This is a genomic window from Streptomyces chartreusis NRRL 3882, assembly GCF_900236475.1.
Lineage (GTDB): Bacteria > Actinomycetota > Actinomycetes > Streptomycetales > Streptomycetaceae > Streptomyces > Streptomyces chartreusis_D.
Map to the genome: position 1 here is coordinate 2,576,228 of NZ_LT963352.1, position 22,565 is coordinate 2,598,792.

General features: G+C 72.0%; 17 protein-coding genes. 4 read left to right on the forward strand and 13 right to left on the reverse strand.

Annotated features, from left to right (window positions below; translation table 11 throughout):
• Positions 1–49: 49 nt before the first annotated feature.
• The 4 genes from SCNRRL3882_RS11305 to SCNRRL3882_RS11320 all read right to left on the reverse strand — a co-directional run bounded on the left by SCNRRL3882_RS11305 (position 50) and on the right by SCNRRL3882_RS11320 (position 6,376).
• On the reverse strand, positions 50–1,468 hold the full coding sequence (locus tag SCNRRL3882_RS11305) for a sugar porter family MFS transporter (RefSeq protein ID WP_010044523.1): 1,419 nt from the start codon (positions 1,466–1,468) through the stop codon (positions 50–52).
• A 222-nt stretch (positions 1,469–1,690) separates the two neighbouring features.
• Complete coding sequence (gene smc / locus SCNRRL3882_RS11310) at positions 1,691–5,296, reverse strand: chromosome segregation protein SMC (protein ID WP_010044524.1); 3,606 nt, start codon at positions 5,294–5,296, stop codon at positions 1,691–1,693.
• 215 nt (positions 5,297–5,511) lie between these two features.
• Positions 5,512–5,715 (reverse strand): hypothetical protein, encoded by a 204-nt coding sequence (locus SCNRRL3882_RS11315; protein WP_003993245.1) that lies wholly within the window; start codon positions 5,713–5,715, stop codon positions 5,512–5,514.
• Positions 5,716–6,094: 379 nt separating this feature from the next.
• Positions 6,095–6,376, reverse strand: a complete 282-nt coding sequence (locus SCNRRL3882_RS11320; RefSeq protein WP_010044525.1) for an acylphosphatase — start codon at positions 6,374–6,376, stop codon at positions 6,095–6,097.
• A 161-nt stretch (positions 6,377–6,537) separates the two neighbouring features.
• Here SCNRRL3882_RS11320 and SCNRRL3882_RS11325 point away from each other — a divergent pair, with 161 nt between their 5' ends.
• Positions 6,538–7,683, forward strand: a complete 1,146-nt coding sequence (locus tag SCNRRL3882_RS11325) for a CAP domain-containing protein (RefSeq protein WP_010044527.1) — start codon at positions 6,538–6,540, stop codon at positions 7,681–7,683.
• 83 nt (positions 7,684–7,766) lie between these two features.
• Positions 7,767–8,165, forward strand: a complete 399-nt coding sequence (locus tag SCNRRL3882_RS11330) for a winged helix-turn-helix transcriptional regulator (protein ID WP_010044529.1) — start codon at positions 7,767–7,769, stop codon at positions 8,163–8,165.
• Here the strand turns inward: SCNRRL3882_RS11330 and mutM are convergent.
• The 8 genes from mutM to recG all read right to left on the reverse strand — a co-directional run bounded on the left by mutM (position 8,155) and on the right by recG (position 15,605).
• Positions 8,155–9,006, reverse strand: a complete 852-nt coding sequence (mutM, locus tag SCNRRL3882_RS11335; protein ID WP_010044531.1) for a bifunctional DNA-formamidopyrimidine glycosylase/DNA-(apurinic or apyrimidinic site) lyase — start codon at positions 9,004–9,006, stop codon at positions 8,155–8,157. The two genes, SCNRRL3882_RS11330 and mutM, sit on opposite strands and share 11 nt — an antisense overlap.
• A gap of 110 nt (positions 9,007–9,116) precedes the next feature.
• Positions 9,117–9,968, reverse strand: coding sequence for a ribonuclease III (gene rnc, locus SCNRRL3882_RS11340; RefSeq protein ID WP_078602923.1), 852 nt, complete (start codon positions 9,966–9,968; stop codon positions 9,117–9,119).
• Between the two features lie 7 nt (positions 9,969–9,975).
• Positions 9,976–10,149 carry a 50S ribosomal protein L32 gene (rpmF, locus tag SCNRRL3882_RS11345; RefSeq protein WP_003951102.1) on the reverse strand — a complete coding sequence of 58 codons (174 nt, stop codon included), beginning with the start codon at positions 10,147–10,149 and terminating at the stop codon, positions 9,976–9,978.
• A 2-nt stretch (positions 10,150–10,151) separates the two neighbouring features.
• The gene (locus SCNRRL3882_RS11350) at positions 10,152–10,796 is read right to left on the reverse strand and encodes a YceD family protein (protein WP_010044540.1); all 645 of its coding nucleotides are present in this window, start codon (positions 10,794–10,796) and stop codon (positions 10,152–10,154) included.
• Positions 10,797–10,925: 129 nt separating this feature from the next.
• Complete coding sequence (locus tag SCNRRL3882_RS11355) at positions 10,926–12,044, reverse strand: hypothetical protein (RefSeq protein ID WP_010044542.1); 1,119 nt, start codon at positions 12,042–12,044, stop codon at positions 10,926–10,928.
• Positions 12,045–12,165: 121 nt separating this feature from the next.
• The gene (gene coaD / locus SCNRRL3882_RS11360) at positions 12,166–12,645 is read right to left on the reverse strand and encodes a pantetheine-phosphate adenylyltransferase (RefSeq protein ID WP_010044544.1); all 480 of its coding nucleotides are present in this window, start codon (positions 12,643–12,645) and stop codon (positions 12,166–12,168) included.
• 26 nt (positions 12,646–12,671) lie between these two features.
• Positions 12,672–13,259, reverse strand: coding sequence for a 16S rRNA (guanine(966)-N(2))-methyltransferase RsmD (rsmD, locus tag SCNRRL3882_RS11365; RefSeq protein WP_010044545.1), 588 nt, complete (start codon positions 13,257–13,259; stop codon positions 12,672–12,674).
• Between the two features lie 108 nt (positions 13,260–13,367).
• The gene (recG, locus tag SCNRRL3882_RS11370) at positions 13,368–15,605 is read right to left on the reverse strand and encodes an ATP-dependent DNA helicase RecG (protein ID WP_010044548.1); all 2,238 of its coding nucleotides are present in this window, start codon (positions 15,603–15,605) and stop codon (positions 13,368–13,370) included.
• A 189-nt stretch (positions 15,606–15,794) separates the two neighbouring features.
• Here recG and SCNRRL3882_RS11375 point away from each other — a divergent pair, with 189 nt between their 5' ends.
• Entirely contained in the window at positions 15,795–17,633 is a 1,839-nt protein-coding gene (locus tag SCNRRL3882_RS11375) for an HSP90 family protein (protein ID WP_029181504.1), read from the forward strand.
• Complete coding sequence (locus SCNRRL3882_RS11380) at positions 17,630–20,590, forward strand: hypothetical protein (RefSeq protein ID WP_010044552.1); 2,961 nt, start codon at positions 17,630–17,632, stop codon at positions 20,588–20,590. Before SCNRRL3882_RS11375 ends, SCNRRL3882_RS11380 begins: the two co-directional genes overlap by 4 nt.
• Before the next feature lie 13 nt (positions 20,591–20,603).
• Here the strand turns inward: SCNRRL3882_RS11380 and SCNRRL3882_RS11385 are convergent, their stop codons facing one another.
• Positions 20,604–22,403 carry a DAK2 domain-containing protein gene (locus SCNRRL3882_RS11385; protein WP_010044555.1) on the reverse strand — a complete coding sequence of 600 codons (1,800 nt, stop codon included), beginning with the start codon at positions 22,401–22,403 and terminating at the stop codon, positions 20,604–20,606.
• Positions 22,404–22,565: the final 162 nt, after the last annotated feature.

Below are 22,565 nucleotides of genomic sequence, written 5' to 3' on the forward strand. Positions count from 1 at the left end.
GAGGGGCAGCGGGGACTTTGGCCCTCCTCCCCGAGTGTGCGGGACGGGCTCAGCCCATCTCCTCCAGGGCCTTGCCCTTCGTCTCCTTGACGAACTTCAGGACGAAGGGGATGGAGAGCGCGGCGAACGCCGTGTAGATCACGTAGGTCGCGGACAGGTTCCAGTCGGCCAGCGACGGGAAGCTCGCGGTGATGGCCCAGTTGGCGATCCACTGCGCGGCCGCGGCCACACCGAGGGCGGCGGCACGGATCTTGTTGGGGAACATCTCGCCGAGGAAGACCCAGACGACCACACCCCAGGACAGGGCGAAGAAGAGGACGAAGATGTGCGCGGCGATCAGGGCGATCCAGCCCTGTGTGGCGGGCAGCTTGCCGTCGACCAGGTGGTACGAGAACGCCCAGGCCTCCAGCGCCAGGCCGACGACCATGCCGACCGAGCCGATGATCGCGAGCGGCCGCCGGCCGATGCGGTCGACGAAGATCATCGCGATGACGGTGCCGACGATGTTGATGATCGACGTGGTGAAGGAGTAGAAGAACGAGTCCGTCGGGTCGACACCGACCGACTGCCACAGCGTCGAGGAGTAGTAGAACGCGACGTTGATGCCGACGAACTGCTGGAAGACGGAGAGGCCGATGCCGATCCAGACGATCGGCTTGAAGAAGAAGCCGCCGCCGAGCAGGTCCTTGAAGCTCGACCTGTGCTCGCTCTTCATGGCGCCCTCGATCTCGGCGACACGGGCGTCCAGGTCGACGCCCTTGCCCTCGACCTCGGTGAGGATCTCCCGGGCGCGCTCGTGCTTGCCGACGGAGATGAGGAAGCGCGGGGACTCGGGGATGGCGAAGGAGAGCAGCCCGTAGAGGACGGCCGGGACGACCATGACGCCCAGCATGACCTGCCAGGCCTCCAGGCCCATCAGCTTGCCGCGCTGGTCGCCGTCGGCGGCGTTCAGCACACCCCAGTTGACCAGCTGCGACACGGCGATGCCGATCACGATCGCGGCCTGCTGGAAGGAGCCGAGCCGGCCGCGGTAGGCGGGCGGGGCGACCTCGGCGATGTAGGCCGGGCCGATCACGGAGGCCATGCCGATGGCGAAGCCGCCGACGACGCGCCAGAAGGCGAGGTCCCACAGCGCGAAGGGCAGCGCGGAGCCCACGGCGCTGACGGTGAAGAGGACCGCGGCGATCTGCATGCACCGGATGCGCCCGATGCGGTCGGCTATGCGGCCGGCGGTCGCGGCGCCGATGGCGCAGCCGATGAGGGCGATGGCGATGACCTGGGCGAGGGCCGCGGAGCCGACGTCGTAGCGGTCCCGGATGGCCTCGACGGCACCGTTGATCACGGAACTGTCGTAGCCGAAGAGGAAACCGCCCATCGCGGCCGCCGCCGCGATGAACACGACATGCCCGAGATGCTCGGGATGAGCCGCCCTGGCTCCTGACTTGGGTGCCTGCGCTGTGCTGGTCACGTGTACTCCTCGGGCCACCGGCAACGCTGCCGGAGGGAATCAGCCTTCGAGGTGCCACCTGAAGGTACCTGAAGGTAAAAGGAACGTTGCCGAGACTATGCCTTCAAGTTTCGAAGTCAATAGGTCAGTAGCTGTGAATATGAAGCAGGAGTGTGTCAGTGATGTGTTCAAGTATTGAAGTCATGGAGCGTCGCAGGTGAGACCTGTGTAGAGCACACCCATCTAGCGGAGGCGCTGGCTGATGACCTTCGACACACCGTCGCCCTGCATGGAGACGCCGTAGAGCGCGTCGGCGACCTCCATCGTGCGCTTCTGGTGGGTGATCACGATCAGCTGGGAGGCTTCCTGGAGCTCCTGCATGATCCGGATGAGCCGCTGGAGGTTGGTGTCGTCGAGGGCGGCCTCGACCTCGTCCATGACGTAGAACGGGCTGGGCCGTGCCTTGAAGATCGACACGAGCAGCGCCACGGCGGTCAGCGACCGCTCCCCGCCGGAGAGCAGCGACAGCCGCTTCACCTTCTTGCCCGGCGGACGGGCCTCGACGTCCACGCCCGTGGTGAGCATGTTGTCGGGGTCGGTCAGGATCAGCCGCCCCTCGCCACCGGGGAACAGCCGGCTGAAGACGCCCTCGAACTCCCGGGCCGTGTCCCGGTAGGCCTCGGTGAAGACCTGCTCGACACGCTCGTCGACCTCCTTCACCACCTGGAGGAGATCCGCCCGCGTCTTCTTGAGGTCCTCCAGCTGCTCGCTGAGGAACTGGTGGCGTTCCTCCAGCGCCGCGAACTCCTCCAGGGCGAGCGGGTTCACCTTGCCGAGCTGCTGGTAGGCGCGCTCGGCCGACTTCAGGCGCTTCTCCTGCTCCGCCCGGACGAAGGGCCGGGGGCGGTTGCGCGGGTGCTCCGGGTCCTCCGGCAGCTCCTCGCCCTCGGCGGGGGGCGAGGGCGGCACGAGCTGGTGCGGTCCGTACTCCGCCACGAGCCCGGCCGGTTCCACACCCAGCTCCTCCAGCGCCTTGGTCTCCAGCTGCTCGATCCGCAGCCGCTTCTCGGCGCCGAGTACCTCGCCGCGGTGGACCGAATCCGTCAACTTGTCGAGTTCGGCCTTGAGATCGCGTCCCTCGGTGCGGGCGCGGGCGAGTTCCTGTTCGCGGCGGGCCTTGGCGGCCTCGGCGGCGGTGCGCTCCTCGTCGGCGCGGGCGAGGGAGACCTCGACGTGCGCGAGCAGCTGCCGGGCCCCCGAGCCGACGGCCTCGGCGACGGCCGCCTCGTGCCGCAGCCGGGCCCGCCGCTGCTCGGCCCGCGCGCGTGCCTCGCGCTCCGCGCGGGCGGCCCGGTCCAGGGAGTCGGCCCGTCCGGCCAGGCCCTTGACCCGCTCCTCGTGCGTACGGACCTGGAGGCGGGCCTCCATTTCGGTCTGGCGCGCGTTGGCCCCGTCGGCGGCGAGCCGGTCCCGTACGGAGGTGTCGGGCTCCTCCTCGACCGGCATCTCCTCGGCGACGGCGAGCCGCTCGGCGAGCTCCTCCACCTCTTGCAGCGCCTTGTCCAGGGCCTCCTGGGCACGGGCCGCGGCGGCGGTGGAGCGCTCGGCCTCCCCCGCCGCGCCTCGTGCCTGCCCGGCGAGCCGGCCGAGCTGCTGGGCTACGGCCGACTTCTCCCGGTCGGCGGCCCGGCGCCGCTCCCCCAGCTCCTCGACCAGCGCGGCGCATGCCTTGCGCCGTTCGACGGCCGCGTGTTGCGCCTCGGTCAGCTCCTCGCAGCGGACGGCGAGCTCTTCCAGCTCGGCGGCGGCCTCGTCCACGGAAGCCTGTACTTCGAGGAGGCTCGGAGCGCCTGCGGAGCCGCCGTGGGCGAAGTGGGCGCCGAGGAGGTCGCCTTCGGCCGTTACTGCGGTGAGGTCGGGGTGGGCGTAGACGAGGTCCTCGGCGTCTTCGAGGGTGCCGACTACGACGATGCCGTGCAGCAGCCGGCGGACGGCCGGGATGAGGTCGGCGGGGCCGCGGACCAGGTCGGCGGCGTAGGTGTGGCGGGCGTCTGCAGGGCCGTCGTGGCTGGTCGCCCCCATGCGGGGGCAGCCGCACGTCTGCTGCGGCCCCGCGCCCCTGAGGACGTCATCCCCTGCCAGGAGCAGAGTGGCCCTGCCTCCGTCCTGTTTGCGGAGGAGTCGGATCGCGTCGGCCGCAGAGGCCGGGGACGTGACCGCGATGGCGTCCGCCGCGGCACCGAACGCGGCGGCCAGTGCGACCTCGTGGCCCGGGGTCACCGTCAGGAGCTCCGCCGCCGGGCCGAGCAGGCCGGAGAGGCGGTCCTTGGCCGCGAGCAGTATGCCGGTGCCGTCCTTGCGCCGCAGCCCGAGCGCCAACGCTTCGTGGCGGGCCTGGGTGGCGGCCCGCCTGCGTTCCGCCGCCGTGCTCGCCTCGCGGGCCGCGGTGAGGGCGGCCTCGGCTTCGGTGAGCTGCTGCTTCGCCGCCTCGTGCTGTTCGGCGAGTTCCACGTCGCCGGCGTCGAGGCCGTCGACCTCGGCCTTGAGGGCCTCGTACTCCTCCTGGGCCGCGACGGCACGTTCCTGCGCTTCGTCGCGTGCGGTGGCCAGGCGTTCGATCTCGGCCTGGGCGGAGGCGGCGCGGGAGCGGGCCGCGTTGACCTGTCCGCTGAGCCGGGCCAGGCCCTCGCGCCGGTCGGCGATGGCGCGGGCGGCGTCCTTCAGGCGCCGTTCCTCCTGGGTCAGGGCGCGCTCCAGCTCGGCGCGGTGGGCGACCGTGTCCTCCAGGGCGCGCTCGGCCGCCTCCAGGGCCGCTTCCAGCTCGGCCTCCTGCTCGCGGATGCGGGCGGCCTCGCGCTCCATGTCCTCCGGGTCGCGGCCGCGCCGTTCCTCGGGAGGCGCGGAGGTGGCACTCTTCACGCGGGCGTCGGCGAGCGAGATCGTGCCGCGCACCCGCTCGGCGAGCTGGGAGAGCTCGTACCAGGTCTGCTGGGCGCGCTGGAGGCGCGGCGTGAGCTGCCGTACCTCGTCCTCCAGGAGCGCCTCGCGCTGGAGCGCCTTGCGCAGCTCCCGCTCGGCGGCCTCCTTGCGCTCCTTCAGCGCGGCCTCGTCGGCGACCTCGGCGTCGAGGGCCTCCCGGAGCCGTACGAGGTCGTCGGCCAGCAGGCGCAGCCGGGCGTCGCGCAGGTCGGCCTGGATGACGGCGGCCCGGCGGGCGACCGCGGCCTGGCGGCCGAGGGGCTTGAGCTGCCGTCTGAGTTCGTCGGTGAGGTCCTGCACGCGCGCGAGGTTGGCCTGCATCGCGTCCAGCTTGCGCAGCGCCTTCTCCTTGCGCTTGCGGTGCTTGAGGACGCCGGCGGCCTCCTCGATGAAGGCGCGGCGGCCCATGGGGTCGGCGTGCAGCACGGAGTCGAGCTGGCCCTGCCCGACGATGACGTGCATCTCGCGGCCGATGCCTGAGTCGGAGAGGAGCTCCTGGATGTCGAGGAGGCGGCAGGTGTCGCCGTTGATCTGGTACTCGCTGCCGCCGTTGCGGAACATGATCCGCGTGATGGTGACCTCGGCGTACTCGATGGGCAGGGCCCCGTCGGAGTTGTCGATGGTCAGGGACACCTCGGCCCGGCCCAGCGGCGGACGGCCGGTGGTGCCGGCGAAGATGACGTCCTCCATCTTGCCGCCGCGCAGCGACTTGGCACCCTGCTCGCCCATGACCCAGCTGAGCGCGTCGACGACGTTGGACTTGCCCGAGCCGTTCGGTCCGACGACGCACGTGATCCCCGGCTCGAACCGGAGTGTGGTCGCCGATGCGAACGACTTGAACCCGCGGAGGGTCAGGGCCTTGAGGTGCACGCCGCTGGACTCTACCGCCCGGGTTCGTCTCACTCCATGAACCCACGGTTTCGCCGCTGAACGCGCAGGGCACACCAGACGTTAAAGACGGTGAAAGGATGCGCGGGGGGAAAGAAAGAAGGGACGCCGACAGGGCGTCCCTTGCACTTCTGACAACTCAGCGGTTGTGACGGGCGGCCCAACCACTGCGGTGCTGTTGTGGAGCGGTGCAGTGATCAGGTGAGCGCAGGCTCCGCCTGGTGTGCGTCAACGCTCTCCATGATCCTGTCGTGAGAAGCGGCAGCCGTCAGCGCTTCGTTCTCCGCCTGGATCCTTACGAGCTCGGATTCCAGGTCCTGGACGCGCTGCTGGAGCCGTCGCATCTCGGCGAGGAGTCGAGGGTCGGAGCCGCCGACGTAACCGAGAAGCGCCTTTGCCATGATGGATGGTCCTCCACAATGAGTGACCGACCGATGCGGTGTGGGTCGTGAGGGATTCCGCACCCGCAGTCTTGGCAGGGCCTGGAGTTGTGCTGCCGTTCAGCCATGCCAAACAGCTAAGGTGCGCGGGGCTTTCAGCGTCTCACCAAAAAGTTTGACGGTCAACACGATCACGCCCCGTATTGGCGGCGACCCGGGCGCGCACGGCCTGGAGCGGCGGTGCTACGGCTTCTGCGGGGCCCTCGGGGCGTGGCGATCATCCTTGCGTGTGCGGCCTGCCAAGGCAAGTGATTCTCGGCAATCACCAGCGACTTTCCCTTCGAGGAGGCCGTCGGCGGCCGGGCCGCGGGCGGCCCCGGGGCCGCCCGGCGGTACGGGATCAGCGGATGGCGAAGCCCTCGTAGCCCCCGCGAGGTGTGTCCCAGATCTCGGTGACACCGTCCACGCGGCCGGGCGTGTCGTCACTCTGGAGCCACTCCAGCAGGCCTTCGCAGCCCTCTCGCGCGCCCTCCGCGACCACTTGGACGCGTCCATCGCCCAAATTGAGAGCAAAACCACTCAGGCCGCCGATCTCCAGGGCCTTGGCCCGCGTGAACCAGCGGAAACCCACACCTTGGACACGTCCACGCACCCAGGCGACCAGTCGCACATCCTCACTCATGACTGCAACCTAACCGCCAGATCTCGCTCCGGGCACTTCCTCCACTTGCGCCATGCGGTACCGTCCCCACCCAACGAATCTCATATGAAACTCACACGATCGAGTGAGTTTGGTGTTGATCTCGAGGACGAGTCGACCGCCAGGACGAGGAAGGCCAGGACATGGGACGCCACCGACGCTCCGCCGCCGGCCGCGCCGCCACGGGCCGCGCCACGGCGATCACGCAGGCCGACGGCTCCGTGGCAGGCCACGACCCGCTGCACTCCCCCATGGGAGACGGCCCGGCGATGGGCATCGCGCCCTACCTGAACCCCGACGCGTACGCCGGCACCTACGCGAAGAGCGAGGCCTACCTGTTCGCCACGGGCGCCTCCGAGCCGGGTGACGGCTACGACGCCCGCAACGCCGACGCGGCCGTCTTCGCCGGCGACGGCTTCGCGCCCGACGGCGGCGCCCGGCGCTCCGGCTCGCACCGCCGGCGGAAGAAGACCGCGCGGCCGATGCGCACCGGGCTGCTCGGCGTTTCCGCGGCGGTCGCCCTCGGCACGGTCGCGGTCGCCACGGGCGCGGTGCCCGGCCTTGAGAACTTCCAGCTCGGTGGTGGCGGCGGCGCCGACAAGGTGCAGGCCGGGGACACGCCGACGAACAGCCCGATCGAGCAGGGCGGCACCACCGGCAGCGCCGACGGCCGGGACAGCGTGCCCCCGAGCCGGGACGCCGAGCGCTCCCTCTCGCCGTCGCCGTCCGCCTCGAAGTCGTCGGCCGCGCCGACGAAGGCACCGGAGAAGAAGAAGCCGGAGAAGCCCCAGAAGGAGACTCCGGAGCAGAAGAAGCCGACGACCACCCCCAGCGAGAAGCCGGACAACACCCCTTCCCGTACGGCCACCAAGGCGCCCGAGAAGCCCAGCGCGTCCGCCGCCCTCTCCGAGGAGTCCGCCGCCGCGGCCCAGGTGCTCAGGCTCGTGAACGAGGAGCGGGCCAAGGTGGGGTGCAGCGCGGTCGCCGCGAACAGCGCGCTGACCGAGCTGGCGCAGAACTACAGCGAGGACATGGCCGCCCGGGGCTTCTTCGACCACACCGACCCGAACGGCAGGACGCCGTGGGACCGGGCCGGGAAGGCCGGGATATCCAACCTCGGCGGGGAGAACATAGCCCGCGGCCAGGCCGACGCGGCGGCCGTGATGGATGCCTGGATGAACAGCCCCGGGCACCGCGCCAACATCCTGAACTGCGACTTCAAGACGCTGGGCGTCGGTGTCGAGTTCGGGTCGGGCGGCCCGTGGTGGACCCAGGACTTCGGATACTGAGACCTGCCGAGACCCGGCCGGGACGGCTAACCAACGGTTAGCGCGACCTGATGGTTAGCGCTGTGCTGGCGTAGGCTGGGCATATGACCACCACCCAGGAGCTCACGGCGGGGCTGGACGACCTCCCGTACAACGTGTTCGCCAGGGCCTGCCCCTCGCGCGGCACGCTGGAGCACGTCACGGGCCGCTGGGGCGCACTGACGCTGGGCGCCCTGTACGAGGGTTCCCTCCGCTTCAACGAGCTGCGTCGCCGCGTCGACGGCGTCAGCGAGAAGATGCTCTCCCAGACGCTGCACGCGCTGGAGCGCGACGGCCTGGTGCACCGCGAGGCCCAGCCGACCAACCCGCCCCGCGTGGACTACGAGCTGACGCCGCTGGGCCGCGGCGTCGCCGAGCGGCTGCACGCCCTGATCCACTTCGTGGAGGGCAGCATGGACGAGGTCCTGGCCGCGCGCGAACGGTACGACTCCGCTAGGGCGTGAGCCGCGGCGGCCGCTGGCACTTGGGGCAGTAGTAGCTCGACCGGTTCATCCAGGGCCGTCGGCGTATCGGGGTGCCGCAGCGCCGGCAGGGCAGTCCCTCGCGGCCGTACGCGTCGAGGGACCGGTCGAAGTAGCCCGACTCGCCGTTGACGTTGACGTACAGGCTGTCGAAGCTGGTGCCGCCCACCGCGAGGGCCGCGTTCATCACGTCCCGCACATGGCCCAGGAGCAGCAGGGTCCGCGGGCGGGTGAAGGTCGCGATCGGGCGCTCGTAGTGGATGCGGGCGCGCCACAGGGCCTCGTCCGCGTAGATGTTGCCCACGCCGCTGATCAGCGACTGGTCGAGCAGGGCCCGCTTGATCGTGGACCGCTTGCGGCGCAGTGCCTGGTGGAAGGCCTCGTCGTCGAAGAGCGGGTCGCGGGCGATGTGCGCGATGACGTCGGGCAGGCCGTCCGGGGTGTTGTCGTGCAGCGACAGGCCGCCGAAGGTGCGCTGGTCGACGAAGCGGAGTTCGGTGTCCGGGCTGTCGTTGAAGCGGACGCGGATGCGCAGGTGCTTCTCGTCCGGCGCCGTCTGCGGCTGGACCAGCAGCTGGCCGCTCATGCCCAGGTGCGCCAGGATCGACTGGTCGGTGTCCTCCAGGGGCAGCCACAGGTACTTGCCCCGGCGGCTCGGGGTGCCGATGCGGTGGCCCTTCAGACGGTGCGCGAAGTCGTCGGCGCCCGCGAGGTGGCGGCGCACCGCGCGCGGGTGCAGTACCTCGGCCTCGGCGACGGTCCGGTGGGCGACCCACCGCTCCAGACCGCGCCGGACGACCTCGACCTCGGGCAACTCGGGCATGGGGTCCCCCGTCACAAACCTGTGGATGACCCGAGCGCCCGCCCCCGGGCAGGGGCGGGCGCTCGGGTGCGCTGTGCTGTGCCGGCCGCCGGGTGGGGGCGGCCGGCTCGTCAGCCGTCGACGCTGCTGCCGTCGACGACCGTCTGGGCGGCCTGAGCCGCCGCCGTCTGCGTCGCCTCGGCGTCCTTCGCCGCCTTGGCGCGCTCGTCCGCGGCGGCCCGGATGGACCGCCACGCGGACTCGGCGGCCTGCTGCTCCGCCTCCTTCTTGCTGCGGCCGGTGCCGGTGCCGTACGAGACGCCTCCGACGCGGGCGGCAGCAGTGAAGGTCTTCTCGTGGTCGGGGCCGGTCTCCGTGACCAGGTACTCGGGCACCCCGAGCCCCTCGGTCGCGGTGAGCTCCTGGAGGCTGGTCTTCCAGTCCAGGCCGGCTCCGAGGTTCGAGGACTTCTCGATCAGGGGGTCGAACAGGCGGTGCACCAGCTCCGCCGCCGAGTCCAGGCCCTGGTCGAGATAGACCGCGCCGATCACCGCTTCCAGGGTGTCGGCGAGGATGGACGCCTTGTCCCGGCCGCCCGTGCCCTCTTCACCCCGGCCGAGCCGGATGAAGGAGCCCAGGTCGAGCCCGCGGCCCACCTCGGCGAGCGCACGCGAGTTCACCACCGCGGCCCGCAGTTTGGCCAGCTGGCCTTCAGGCAGGTCGGGGTGGGTGCGGTACAGCGTGTCCGTGACGACCAGGCCGAGCACGGAGTCCCCGAGGAACTCCAGACGCTCGTTGGTCGGCAGACCGCCGTTCTCGTATGCGTACGACCGGTGGGTCAGTGCGCGCACCAGAAGGGCGGACTCGAGCTTGTAGCCGAGCCGCCCTTCCAGAAGCGTGTGGGACGAGGCCTGGTTGTCCGCCGGAGCACTCCCGCTCACACGGGAGGACTTGTTCTTAGGCGTGGACACAGTGCCTCTCACCAGCCGCTCAGACCTCGAGGACCTGGCGCTTGTTGTAAGTGCCGCACGAGGGGCACGCGATGTGCTGCTGCTTGGGCTCGTGGCAGCGCTCGCACGCAACCAGGGTGGGGACCGCAGCCTTCCACTGCGACCGGCGGTGGCGCGTGTTGCTGCGCGACATCTTCCGCTTCGGAACAGCCACGGCTACTTCTCCTGCTTCTCGTCGACGCCCGGTTCGGCGCCGCTCATCTCGTCCTTCTCGCCGTCCTTCATGGTGTCGGCGAGTCCCTGCAATGCCGCCCAACGGATGTCGACGGCGTCGTGGTGGTGGTCCGGGTCGTCCGCCAGCCGTGCGCCGCACTCGGCACACAGACCAGGGCAGTCTTCCTGGCACACCGGCTGCATCGGCAGTGCGAGCACCACCGCATCACGCAGCACGGGCTCGAGGTCGAACAGGCCGTCCTCGAGGAAGAGCCTGTCCTCGTCGTCCTCGGCGTCGTCGCCCGGTTCCGCGGTCACGCGGCCCCGGTCGTCGGCGTCAGGGTACGAGAACATCTCCTGGAACTCCGCTTCGACGTCGAGCTGAAGCGGCTCCAGACACCTTACGCACTCCCCCTCGGCAGCGGCACGGGCGGTGCCTGTGACGAGCACCCCTTCCATGACCGACTCCAGGCGGAGTTCGAGCTCCACCGGGGCGCCTTCCGGCACTCCGATGACTCCCTTGATACCGAAGTCCCTGGGAGCGTCGACCGTGCGGGTCAGGCGCTGTAGCGCACCGGGCCGCCGGCCCAGCTCGTGCGTGTCGAACACGAGGGGGTTGCGGTGGTCGAGGCGGGCGTTCAGGGCCATTCCTGCTTTCGGTCTGCCGAGCTGAGGGGGACGCCGCCCTTCGGTGTTCCCGGGCAGCGTTGATCGCGGACGTACGCGCGACCGAAGAGCCAGGATACTGGACCTTTGCCCGTCGGCCCAATCCGGTGCTCAGCCGTTGCCGCGGCCCTGCTCGTAGGCCCGGAGCTGCTCGGCGCTGATCATGCCGGTGTCGAAGAGGCTGGTCTCGTCCAGGGCGTATCCCTGGTGGCCTTGATGGCTCTGCTGCTCGTGTTGCCCGGGATGGGCCTGGTGCCCCTGCTGGGCCTGGTTCGGGTCGTACGCGGCCTGCTGGGGGTCGTAGCCCTGGTAGGCGTAGGGATCGGCCTGCTGGTAGCCGTACGGGTCCTGCTGGGCCGCGTACGCCTGCTGCGGGTAGCCGCCGTAGGGGTCGGGCTGCTGCTGGAGGGGGGCACCTCCCGCCGGAGCGTAGCCGGAGGTGGCAGAGTAGGCCGGCTGCGGCCGGCCGTAGTCCTGCTGCTGGGCGGGCTGCTCGGCCGGGGGCTTCTCCTCGGCGATGGCGGCCAGCCCGGCGAGGTAGTCGGCGTCACTGGAGTGCTGGACGGTGCCGGTGTCGCCGGCGAGGGCCCCGAGGTCGTCGGTGGCGATCCGGCCGTGCAGCTTCTGCCGGCCGCGGCCGACGGCGTCCAGGGTCTTGGCGAGGACCGCCTCGAAGGCGCCGAGCTTGGCGTCGACGTACTCGTCGGCGGTACGGCGCTGGGTCTCCGGGTCGTGGCTGCGCTCGGGTGCGTCCTCGTCCTCGTAGCCCTGCTCGTCGGTGCCGGGGCCGGTGCCGAGGAGCTTCTCGCGGCCGCGGCCGACGGAACCGAGGGTCTTGGTGAGGACGACCTCGAAGTTGGCGAGCTTGGAGTCGACGTAGTCCTCGGCCTCGGCGCGGATCTCCTCGGCCTCCTGGCGGGCCTCGGCGAGGATCCGGTCGGCCTCGGCCTGGGAGCGGCGGGCGACCTCGGTGTCGGAGATCAGGGAGCCGCGCTCGGCGTGCGCGCTCTGGATGATCCGCTCGGCCTCCTGGCGGGCCTGTTCGACCATCTGCTCGCGGTCGCCGATCAGCTCCTGGGCCTGGGCGAGGGAGCCGGGCAGCGCCGCGCGCACCTCTTCCAGCATGGAGAGCAGTTCGGCGCGGTTGACCACGCACGACGCCGACATGGGCATGGACCGGGCGCCGGAGACCGCGGCGACGATCTCGTCGAGCTTCTTCTGCACGTCCACCGTGTGCTCGCCACTCTCTACAGATGCGTTGGAGACGGACGGGACGACTGTACGGCCAGGGGGATGGCGGGGAACACCGGGTGACGGTCTGTCAGGCTCCGGTGGGACGCCCGGGGCGGGTTCAGTCCTTCCTCAGGCGCTCGGTGAGGGCCTGGAGGACCTCCGCCGGAACCAGGTGGGAGACGTCGCCGCCCCAGGTCGCGACCTCCTTGACCAGGGAGGACGACAGGAAGCTGTAGGTGGGGTTGGTGGGGATGAAGAGGGTCTCCACGCCCGAGAGGCCGTTGTTCATCTGGGCCATCTGCAGCTCGTAGTCGAAGTCGCTGACCGCGCGCAGGCCCTTGACGATGGCGGGGATGTCGCGCTGCTTGCAGAAGTCCACGAGCAGGCCGTGGAAGGCCTCGACGCGGACGTTGCCGTACTCGGCGGTGACCCGGCGGATCAGGTCGATCCGCTCGTCGATCTCGAACAGGCCCTTCTTCGACTGGTTGATCATCACCGCGACGTAGACCTCGTCGTACAGCCTGGAGGCGCGGGAGATGATGTCGAGGTGTCCGTTGGTGATCGGGTCGAACGACCCGGGACATACGGCGCGGCGCACTTGTGATCCCTCGCTCTCCGGTCCGGTCATCGTGCGTCTTCGCACGTAGAGGCGGCGCGACCGTACCAAAACGTTCCCTCGCCGTAGCGACGGGACCGGAGGGCTTCGAAACCCTCGGGCCACCGGAATTCACCGCCTCTGGTGCTGCGCTCCACGGTGACGAGGGCTTCTTCGGCGAGCCACCCTTCCGCGCGGAGTGTGAGCAGGATCTCGCGAAGATCGTCGTCCGTGACGGCGTACGGCGGGTCGAGGAAGACGAGGTCGTAGGGGTCGCCGGGGGGTGTGGTGCGGATGATCTGTTCCGCTTTGCCCGCTCTGACCTCGGCACCGGGGAGGCCGAGGTTCTTCACGTTGTCGCGCACCGTACGGACGGCTTTGGCGTCGGCCTCGACGAGGAGGGTGTGGCCGGCGCCTCGGGAGAGGGCCTCCAGGCCGACGGCTCCTGATCCCGCGTAGAGGTCGAGGACGCGTTCGCCGTCCAAGGGGCCGCCGAGGAGGGATTGCCAGGTGGAGAAGAGGCCTTCCCGGGCGCGGTCCGATGTGGGGCGGGTTCCTGTTCCTGGCGGGACGGCCAGGCGGCGTCCGCCGGCCGTGCCGGCGATCACGCGGGTCATCTGTGGTCCTTGGGTATGGGCGGCTTCAGGTACCAGTGTGGCTGGTCGCGCCCACGCGGCGGTAGCCGCATACGGATTACGGCCCCGCGCCCCCGGGGGGCAACACTGTCACCCCTTTTCCAGGTACTGCTCCCTCTCCTCGTCCAAGAGGGCCTCCAGAGCCGTCCGCAGGGCCGGGAGGTGGGTCAGCTCCGGGTCCCTGGCCACGACGGCTGTCGCCTCCTCTCTGGCCTCCGCGATGATCTCCTCGTCCTCGATGACCGCGAGCATCCTGAGGCTGGTGCGGGCACCCGACTGGGCCTGGCCGAGGACATCGCCCTCTCGGCGTTGTTCCAGGTCGATGCGGGAGAGCTCGAAGCCGTCGAGGGTGGAGGCGACGGCGTTCAGGCGCTGGCGGGCGGCGCTCGCCTCGGGCATCTCGGTGACCAGGAGGCAGAGGCCGGGGGCCGAGCCACGGCCCACGCGGCCACGGAGCTGGTGGAGCTGGGAGACCCCGAAGCGGTCGGCGTCCATGATCACCATGGCGGTGGCGTTCGGGACGTTGACGCCGACCTCGATGACCGTCGTGGCGACCAGGACGTGCGTCTCGCCGGCGGCGAAGCGGCGCATGACGGCGTCTTTGTCGTCGGGGTGCATACGGCCGTGCAGGACCTCGACCCCGAGGCCTCGCAGGGGACCCTTGACCAGCTGGTCGGCCACGTCGAGGACCGCGAGCGGCGGGCGCTTCTCAGCGGCGTCCTCCGGGGACTCCGGCGGCTTCTTCCTGCCGGCCCTCTTCGGGTCGTCCTCCTCGTCGCCGATGCGGGGGCAGACGACGTACGCCTGATGGCCGTTCTCCACCTCCTCGCGGACCCGCTCCCACGCGCGGGCCAGGAAGTGGGGCTTGTCGGCCGCCGGGACGACGTGGCTGGCGATCGGCGAGCGGCCGGCCGGGAGCTGGTCGAGGACGGAGGTCTCCAGGTCGCCGAAGACCGTCATGGCGACCGTGCGCGGAATGGGCGTGGCCGTCATGACCAGGAGGTGCGGGGGCTGTTTGCCCTTGCCGCGCAAGGCGTCGCGCTGCTCGACGCCGAAGCGGTGCTGTTCGTCGACCACGACCAGGCCCAGGTCGTGGAACTGCACCTTGTCCTCGATCAGCGCATGTGTGCCGATGACGATGCCGGCCTCGCCGGTGGCGAGGTCGAGCAGGGCCTGCCGGCGGGCGGCCGCGCCCATGGACCCGGTGAGCAGCACCACCTTGGTGGCCTGGTCGGCCCCGCCCAGCATGCCGCCCTCGGCCAGCTCGCCCATCATCTCGACGATCGACCGGTGGTGCTGCTGGGCGAGCACTTCGGTGGGCGCGAGCATGGCGGCCTGGCCACCGGCGTCGACCACGGCGAGCATGGCGCGCAGGGCGACCATGGTCTTCCCGGATCCGACCTCTCCCTGCAGCAGCCGGTGCATCGGGTGGTCGGTCGCCAGGTCGTCGAAGATCTCCCTGGAGACCCGCCGCTGGCCGTCGGTGAGGGTGAAGGGGAGGCGGGCGTCGAACGCCGTGAGGAGGCCGTCCGGGGCTGGTTCGCGGGGGACCGCGGGAAGCTGGGCGTCCGCGTGGCGGCGGCGGGCCAGGGCGACCTGGAGGACGAAGGCCTCGTCCCATTTGAGGCGGGCGCGTGCCTCCTCGATGTCCGCCTTGGTGTGCGGGCGGTGGATCTTCATGAGCGCCTCGGGGAGGGGGACCAGGCCGCGGCCCCGGCGCAGGGATGCGGGCAGTGGATCGGTGGCCTCCTGGGCCGTGGGCAGGACCGTCTGGAGCGCCTTGCCGATCTTCCAGGACTCCAGCTTGGCGGTGGCCGGGTAGATCGGGATCAGGGCGCCGGCCCAGGTCTCGACGGACTCGGCGGGGTCCTCGGAGTCACCTCGCAGCAACTCGTAGGCCGGGTGGGCGAGTTGGAGGCGGCGGTTGAAGACGGAGACCTTGCCCGCGAACATCGCGCGCGTGCCCGGCAGGAGCTCCTTGTGGGGCTTGTGAACGCCGTTGCCGAAGAAGACCAGTTGGAGGCGGCCGCTGCCGTCCGTGATCGTGACCTCCAGGCGCTGGCCCTTGCCGCGCGGGGCCCTGGCGGAGGCGAAGGTGTGCAGACGGGCGTCGGCGACCTGGGCGACCACCGTGACGTGCTCGTCCATGGGGAGGTCGGCGAGGTGCGTGAGCTGGCCGCGCTCCTCGTATCTGCGCGGGTAGTGGTGGAGCAGGTCGCCGACGGTGCGCAGGCCGAGGTGCTCGGCCATCACCTTCGCGGTGGCGGGGCCGAGCACCGACTTCAGTGGTTGTTGCAGCGGTTCGTGAAGTGCGGGCACGAGATCCATTGCACACCACACCACTGACAATGCCGTAGAGGCCGTGGCGCACGTCGCCGTATACGTCCCGGAAACCCCTGGTCAGGCGGCTGGTTCGGGCCTTAGGATGACGCGCTCCCGGCCTCCTTTCGCGGTCACCGCCTCACCGGGGCCGCCCGACCCCGCGCCGTCGCGAGTCCCCCCACCGGCGCCGTGATGATGGACTCCCAGACCTCACAGGCATCCCAGGCACCCCGTTCACCCCGATCACCTCATACGTTCCAGGTCGACCTGCGTGGTCTGGTGGACCTGCTCTCCCACCACCTCTACTCCAGTCCGAAGGTGTATCTGCGCGAGCTGTTGCAGAACGCCGTGGACGCCATCACCGCCAGACGCACGGCGGAACCCGACGCCCCGGCCCGGGTGCGGTTGTCCGCGCAGGGCGGCACCCTGCGCGTCGAGGACACCGGTGTCGGGCTCACCGAGGCGGACGTGCACGACCTGCTCGCCACGATCGGGCGCAGTTCCAAGCGCGCCGAGGGCCTTCAGGAGGCGCGTTCCGACTTCCTCGGGCAGTTCGGCATCGGCCTGCTGGCCTGTTTCGTCGTCGCCGAGCGGATCCGGGTGGTCAGCCGCAGCGCCCGTACGCCCGGGGCGGCGCCGGTGGAGTGGACGGCGTCCGACGACGGTTCGTACACCGTGCGGACGCTGCCGGACGCCGAGCGGCCCGAACCGGGCACCACCGTGCATCTGGTGGCCCGGGCGGGGGCCGCGGAGTGGCTCACGCCCGAGCGGGTCGAGGCGCTGGCGCGGGACTTCGGGTCGCTGCTGCCGTACGACGTCCGGGTGGGCGACGAGCCGGTCACCGACCTCCCGGCGCCCTGGGACCGCCCGTACCCGGGCCCGGCCGCCCGCCGCGTCGCCCTCGCCCGGCACTGCCACGACCTGTTCGGCTTCACCCCGCTGGACACGATCGACCTGTCCGTGCCGCTGGCCGGCATCCGCGGGGTGGCGTACGTGCTGCCGTCGGCGGTCAGCCCGGCCCAGCGCGCGGGTCACCGGGTGCACCTCAAGGGCATGTTGCTGACCGAGCGGGCCGAACAGCTGCTGCCCGACTGGGCGTTCTTCGTGCGCTGCGTGCTCGACACGGACAGCCTGCGGCCGACGGCCTCGCGCGAGGCGCTGTACGAGGACGAGACGCTGGCCGCCGTACGGGAGGCGCTGGGCGAGCGGATCCGGGCCTGGCTGACCGGTCTGGCCGCCGGTGATCCGGAGCGGCTGGCCGCGTTCCTGGCGGTGCACCACCTGGGTGTGAAGTCCCTGGCCCGGCACGACCGGGAGATGCTGCGCACGATGCTGCCGTGGCTGCCCTTCGAGACGACCGACGGGCGGCTGTCCCTGGAGGAGTTCGCGCAGCGGCACCCGGTGGTGCACTTCACACGGACCGTGGAGGAGTACCGGCAGGTCGCGCCGATCGCGTCCGCGCAGGGCATCGGCGTGATCAACGGCGGCTACACGTACGACAGCGAGCTGGTGGCGGCGCTGCCGTCGGTGCGTCCGGGGACCGTGGTCGCCGAGCTGGACGCGGAGACGGTGACCGCGCATCTGGACGCCGTCGACCCGGCCGAGGAGCTGGCCCTGTCCGGCTTCCTGGCCGCCGCGCGGGCCCGGCTCGACCCGCTGGGCTGCGACGTGGTGCTGCGGGCCTTCCACCCGCTCTCCGTGCCCGCGCTGCACCTCGACGACCGGGACGCCCGGCACGAACAGGCCCGGGCCGACGCCGAGGCGCAGGCCGACGACCTCTGGGCGGGCATCCTCGGCTCCCTGCGCGGCAGCGCGCCACGGGCGCGTCTGGTGCTCAACCACCTCAACCCGCTGGTGCGGCGGATCAGCTCGCTGCACGACCCGGAGCTGATCGGCACCGCCACGGAGTCGCTGTACGGGCAGGCGCTGCTGATGGCGCAGCGGCCGCTCAGGCCCGCCGACTCGGCGCTGCTCAACCGCGCGTTCATCGGCCTCCTGGAATGGGCCACGCACAGCGAGGACGGTCAGGCATGAGTGAGATCACGGACTTCGACGCCTTGCGCCGGGCGATGGCGGAGAACTCCGGGCAGCCGGAGGGTCCGGCCCGTAACGCGCGCGCCGAGGAACTGCTGACCGCCGCCGAGAAGCTGAACATCCCGCTCGCCGTGATCGAGGCGCTCGGACACCAGCTGAAGGTCTACAACTACAGCTCCGAGAAGGGGAAGATGTTCGTCCCCTTCGCGCGTCTGCTGCGCATGTGGGACGAACATCCGGAGGACTTCGACGAGTACGAGACCCACTCGCTGCACTGGGTCTTCAAGTGGGTGTCGTCCGGCATGCTGGACCAGCCGCACATCCCGCTCGCGTCGATCGAGAAGTGGCTCGGCGAGATGGAGCACCGCTACCGGCTCGCCGGGCACTCCGAACGGGCCGTTCGCAGCGCCGAGCACAGCGTGGCCGCGCATGTCGGGGACCTGGCGCGGGCCGAGCGGGCGTATGCCGCGTGGCTGGCCGCCGACCGGGACGGCATGGCCGACTGCCACGCCTGCGAACTGCACGGGCAGGGCTGGTGGCATGCGGAGCGGGGCCGGGACGCGGAGGCGCTCGAGCTGTGGCGGCCGGTGCTGGAGGGCGAGTACGCCTGCGCCCACGAGCCGCACACGGCCCTCGCCTCCTCCCTGGTGCCGCTGCTGCGGCTGGGCCGCCTGGACGAGGCCCGCGCGAACCATCTGCGGGGCTTCCGGCTCGTACGGGCCATGGAGAGCATGCGCGGCGCCTACGCGGAGCACGTGGAGTTCTGCGCGCTGACCGGCAACGAGGCCCGTGGTCTGGAGCTGCTCGCGGAGCGGCCGGCGTACTTCACGGACGACGGGCAGCCGCAGAGCAAGCTGGAGTTCATGAGCGTGGTGGCCCTGCTCATGGACCGCCTGACCGGGCTGGGGCTGGGTGACCGGCGGGTGCCCGGTCCGGCCGGCCGCGAGTGGACCGCCCGGGAGCTGGCCGCACACGCGCGTGCGCAGGCCCTCGCGCTGGCGGCCCGCTTCGACGAACGCAACGGCACGACGTACGTCAGCGAGCGGGCACGCGCGCGGATGGAGCAGCGCCCGTTGGTGGAGCGGCTGCCGCTGGGGGTGCGGTCGGTACGGCCGGTGCCTCCGCCCGCTCCCCCGGTGGTAACGGCCGCCGCGACGGGGCAGCCGGATCTGCCCGCCCTGCTGGCCGAGGCACGGCGGCTGTCGGACAACCTGCGGCCGGGCGCCGTGGAGGCGTGGGCGGCGGTCGCCGAGGCCGCGGAGGGCGTGGAACTGGACCCGCGCGACCGCGCCGAGATCGCCGACCACGAGGCGATGGGCCTCGGCCCGGACGGCGCCGCGCTCTTCGAACGGGCCGCGCGGCTGTACGCGGCGGCGGGCGACCCCGGGGAGGCCCTGGCCGCACGCGCGCGTGCGGCGTACGTACGGGCCCTCGCGGGTGACGTGGACGCGGCGCTCACGGCCGTGTCCGGCCCCTACGACGAGATCCTCGCGCTGTACGCCACCGGCGACACCGGGATACGGCAGACGGCGTCCGTCCTGATGGCACGGGCCAGGATCCTGCTGCGCCGGGCGCACGGGGCCGGGGCCGGGGAGGGCCTCGCGGAGGGTGCCGCCGAGCGCTACGGCACGGAGGCGGTTCTCGGCGAGGCCGAAGCCGCTGTCCGGGAAGTCATCGCCCTTGTCGGCGGGCGGGCCGGCGAGGACGTGCGGCTGGCCGCGCGGGGCGCTGAGGCGCAGGCCATGCTCGCCGAGCTGGCGGGACTGGGCGGGGACCTGGAGACGGCCGCGGGACTGTTCGCCCGGGGCGCGGCGGCGTTCGTCGCGGCGGGGCTGCCGTGGTTCGCGGTGGAGTACGAGGCCCGGCTGGCCTCCCTGGCCCACCACGTCGGCGACATGGCGGAGGCGGAACGTGCCCTGCGGGCGGCCCTGGAGCACGGCGGAGCCCATCTGGAGGCGCCCGGACGGGCCCAGCTGCACCTGCAGCTCGCCGAGTTGGTCGGCGGCCGGGGCGAGGTGGCCGAGGCCGCCCGGCACGCCCTGGAGGCCGCGCACTGGGCCGACGAGGCGGGCGAGGGCGCGACACTGGGCGCCTGGGCCCGGCAGCAGCTCGGCGGGTTCCTGCTGCGGCAGGGACGGTGGGCCGAGGCCGCGGAGGTCCTGGAGTCGGCGCTGCCCGACCTGACCGCCGAGACGCACGGCGACGGGGCGATCGTGCAGACGCAGTGGTGGCTCGGCGACTGCCTGAGCGAACTCGGCGAGCACCGCGCTGCCGCCGAACGCCGTCTCCAGGCCGCCGAGATCGCCCGGCACTGGCCCGAACAGCACGACCACGCGACCCTCGCCCACCTGGCCGGGGAGTCCCTCGGGCAGGCCGGACTGGCCGACGAGGCGGGCCGGGCCTACGCGCGCGCGGGCGATCTGTGGCGTGAACTCGGCAACGTCCAGGGCCTGGTGCGCTCCCTGCGTGCCCGTGCCTGGCTGGCGTTGCGCGCGCAGGACGGGCTGGAGGAGGCACGGGCCCTGATGGCGGACGCGGTCCGGGAGTGCGAGGCGGCACGGGACACGGCGGCCGACGCGGAGTCCCGGCAGCAGTTCGTCGCCGAACTCGGCCACAGCCACCGGCAGTTCGGCGACCTGCTGGCCCGCTCCGGCTCCGACGACGCCGACGACGCCTCGGCCCGGGCCGTGTTCGAGGAGGCCCTGTCCCAAGTGCTGCGGTCCGCCGAGGTGTTCGCCTCCCTCGGCGACGCCGCGCTGCACAGCCGCACCGGCGCCGAGCTCGCCGCGGGCTGGCTGGAGGCCGACCTGGGCCGCCCGGCCGACGCGGTGGCCCGCGCGCGTGCGGTGCTGGCGGCTTACGGCGGACACGACGGGGCGGAGGCCGACGACGGCGACGCGGTACGGGCCCGGCGGGCGGAGGCGGAGCAGATGCTCCGCCTCGCGACGGACGACTGATCGCCGGTCCCGCTCACTCCACGCCGATGAGCAGCACGGCCCCCTGCCGCCCGCCCCGGTACACGACCGTGTCGACGGCGAGGTACCCCTCGCGGACCCGGCCCTCCAGGTGCTCGGCGATGGTGTCGGGAGCCTCGTCGCCGAGCACCAGGGTGACCATCTCGCCACCGGCCGCGAGCATGCGGTCCAGGACGGTCCGGGCGGTGGCCGTGACGTCCGAGCCGATCACGGCCACGTCGCCGTCGATCAGGCCGAGGACGTCGCCGGCCTGGCAGATGCCGGCCATCGTCCAGGCCTGGCGCTCGGCGACGGTGACCTCGGCATAGCGGGTCGCGCCGGCCGCCGAGGTCATCGACACCACGTCCTCGTCGAAACGGCGCTCCGGCTCGTGCACGGCCAGCGCCGCGATGCCCTGGACCGCCGAGCGGGTCGGGATGAGGGCCACGCGGATGCCCTCGGTACGGGCCTGTTCGGCCGCCGCGGCCGCGGTGTGGCGCAGCTCGGCGTCGTTGGGCAGCAGCACGACCTCGCGCGCGTGGGCCCGCCGTACGGCCTGCACGAGCTCCCCGCTCGCGGGCGGCTCCCCGGGGCGTGCGAGCACGGTGGTCGCGCCGGCCTCGGCGTACAGCCCGGCCAGGCCCTCGCCGGGCACCACGGCCACGACGGCACGCTGGGCGGGCTCGCGGGGAGGCCGCTCGGCGCCGGTGGTGTGCACGTCGCCGGCGCCGAAGTGTGTGATGCGGATCCGGTAGGGCCGCCCGGCCTCGATACCGGCCTCGACGGCGGCGCCCGCGTCGTCGACATGGACATGGACGTTCCACAGCCCGTCGCCGCCGACCACGACGAGCGAGTCCCCGAGCACGTCGAGCCGCTCCCGCAACCGCGCCACGGCCGTGTCGTCTGCCTCCAGGAGGTAGATCACCTCGAAGGCGGGGCCGTCCTGGCCGGCCACGGCGGCACCGTCGGCACACTCGCCGAGCGGGCCTCCGGCGGCCGGAGCGAGGGCTTCAGCGGTTTCCCCGCGCGCCTGCGCCCCCACAGGGCCAACCAGGCCCTTGCAGTCCTCATGGCCCCCATGGCCCTCAGCAGCCGCCCCGGCCCGCGGCCTCTCCCCCGTGAACGTCTCCACCAGCGCCCCGAGCACCGCCACCAGCCCTCGCCCACCGGCGTCGACCACCCCGGCGCGCTCTAGGACGGGCAGCTGGCCGGGGGTCGCGGCCAGAGCCGCGCACGCTCCCTCATAGGCCGCCCTGGCCACCGTCCCGCAGTCGCCCTCGGCACCGCAGGCCGCGTCGGCGGCGTCGGCAGCGGCCGAGGCGACCGTGAGGACCGTGCCCTCGACGGGGTGGGCCACGGCCTGCCGTGCGGAGTCGGCCGCGTGCCGCAGGGCCAGCCGCAGGCCCTGGCCGTCGGCGTGCGCGGTGCTGCCGTCGGCGTGCGCGGCCCGCTCGTCGGCATGCCCGGTCTCGTGGCCGGCGAGCACCTGCGACATACCCCGCAGCAACTGGGCCAGGATCGTCCCGGAGTTCCCACGGGCACCGATGAGCGCCCCGTGCGCCATCGCCCGGGCGGCGTCGGCCAGCGTCGGCCCCCCAGGGCCCGACCTCGCCGCATGCCCCGCGAACACGGCCTCGACCGCCGCGGCGGCGGACTCCACGGTCAGATACAGGTTCGTGCCGGTGTCCCCGTCCGCCACGGGATAGACGTTGATCGCGTCGATCTCCTCACGCGCCCGCCCCAGCGTCTCGAGTGCGAGACCGCACCAGGTGCGCACCGCGAGAGCATCGAAGAATGTCTGCGGCACCTGCGCCACCGCGCCTCCCTGAGCTGCTGGACGTGGCACGCAGCGTAGACCCCGGGGCGGTGTCCACCGGAAGTGGGCCGAGGGAGGCCCCCGGCCGACCATGGTAGTTTCGTTCTACGGGCGCAGCCGTTGTATGCTGCTCCGGTTGCCCGATCCAAATCGGGCCATTCC

What these genes read in the sequence shown, in the direction of transcription:
- SCNRRL3882_RS11315 (WP_003993245.1), bottom strand. Translation starts at nt 5,715, where the DNA reads ATGGCAAAGGCGCTTCTCGGTTACGTCGGCGGCTCCGACCCTCGACTC.
- SCNRRL3882_RS11320 (WP_010044525.1), bottom strand. Translation starts at nt 6,376, where the DNA reads ATGAGTGAGGATGTGCGACTGGTCGCCTGGGTGCGTGGACGTGTCCAA.
- SCNRRL3882_RS11325 (WP_010044527.1), top strand. Translation starts at nt 6,538, where the DNA reads ATGGGACGCCACCGACGCTCCGCCGCCGGCCGCGCCGCCACGGGCCGC.
- SCNRRL3882_RS11330 (WP_010044529.1), top strand. Translation starts at nt 7,767, where the DNA reads ATGACCACCACCCAGGAGCTCACGGCGGGGCTGGACGACCTCCCGTAC.
- mutM (WP_010044531.1), bottom strand. Translation starts at nt 9,006, where the DNA reads ATGCCCGAGTTGCCCGAGGTCGAGGTCGTCCGGCGCGGTCTGGAGCGG.
- SCNRRL3882_RS11350 (WP_010044540.1), bottom strand. Translation starts at nt 10,796, where the DNA reads ATGGCCCTGAACGCCCGCCTCGACCACCGCAACCCCCTCGTGTTCGAC.
- rsmD (WP_010044545.1), bottom strand. Translation starts at nt 13,259, where the DNA reads ATGACCCGCGTGATCGCCGGCACGGCCGGCGGACGCCGCCTGGCCGTC.
- recG (WP_010044548.1), bottom strand. Translation starts at nt 15,605, where the DNA reads ATGGATCTCGTGCCCGCACTTCACGAACCGCTGCAACAACCACTGAAG.
- SCNRRL3882_RS11375 (WP_029181504.1), top strand. Translation starts at nt 15,795, where the DNA reads ATGGACTCCCAGACCTCACAGGCATCCCAGGCACCCCGTTCACCCCGA.
- SCNRRL3882_RS11380 (WP_010044552.1), top strand. Translation starts at nt 17,630, where the DNA reads ATGAGTGAGATCACGGACTTCGACGCCTTGCGCCGGGCGATGGCGGAG.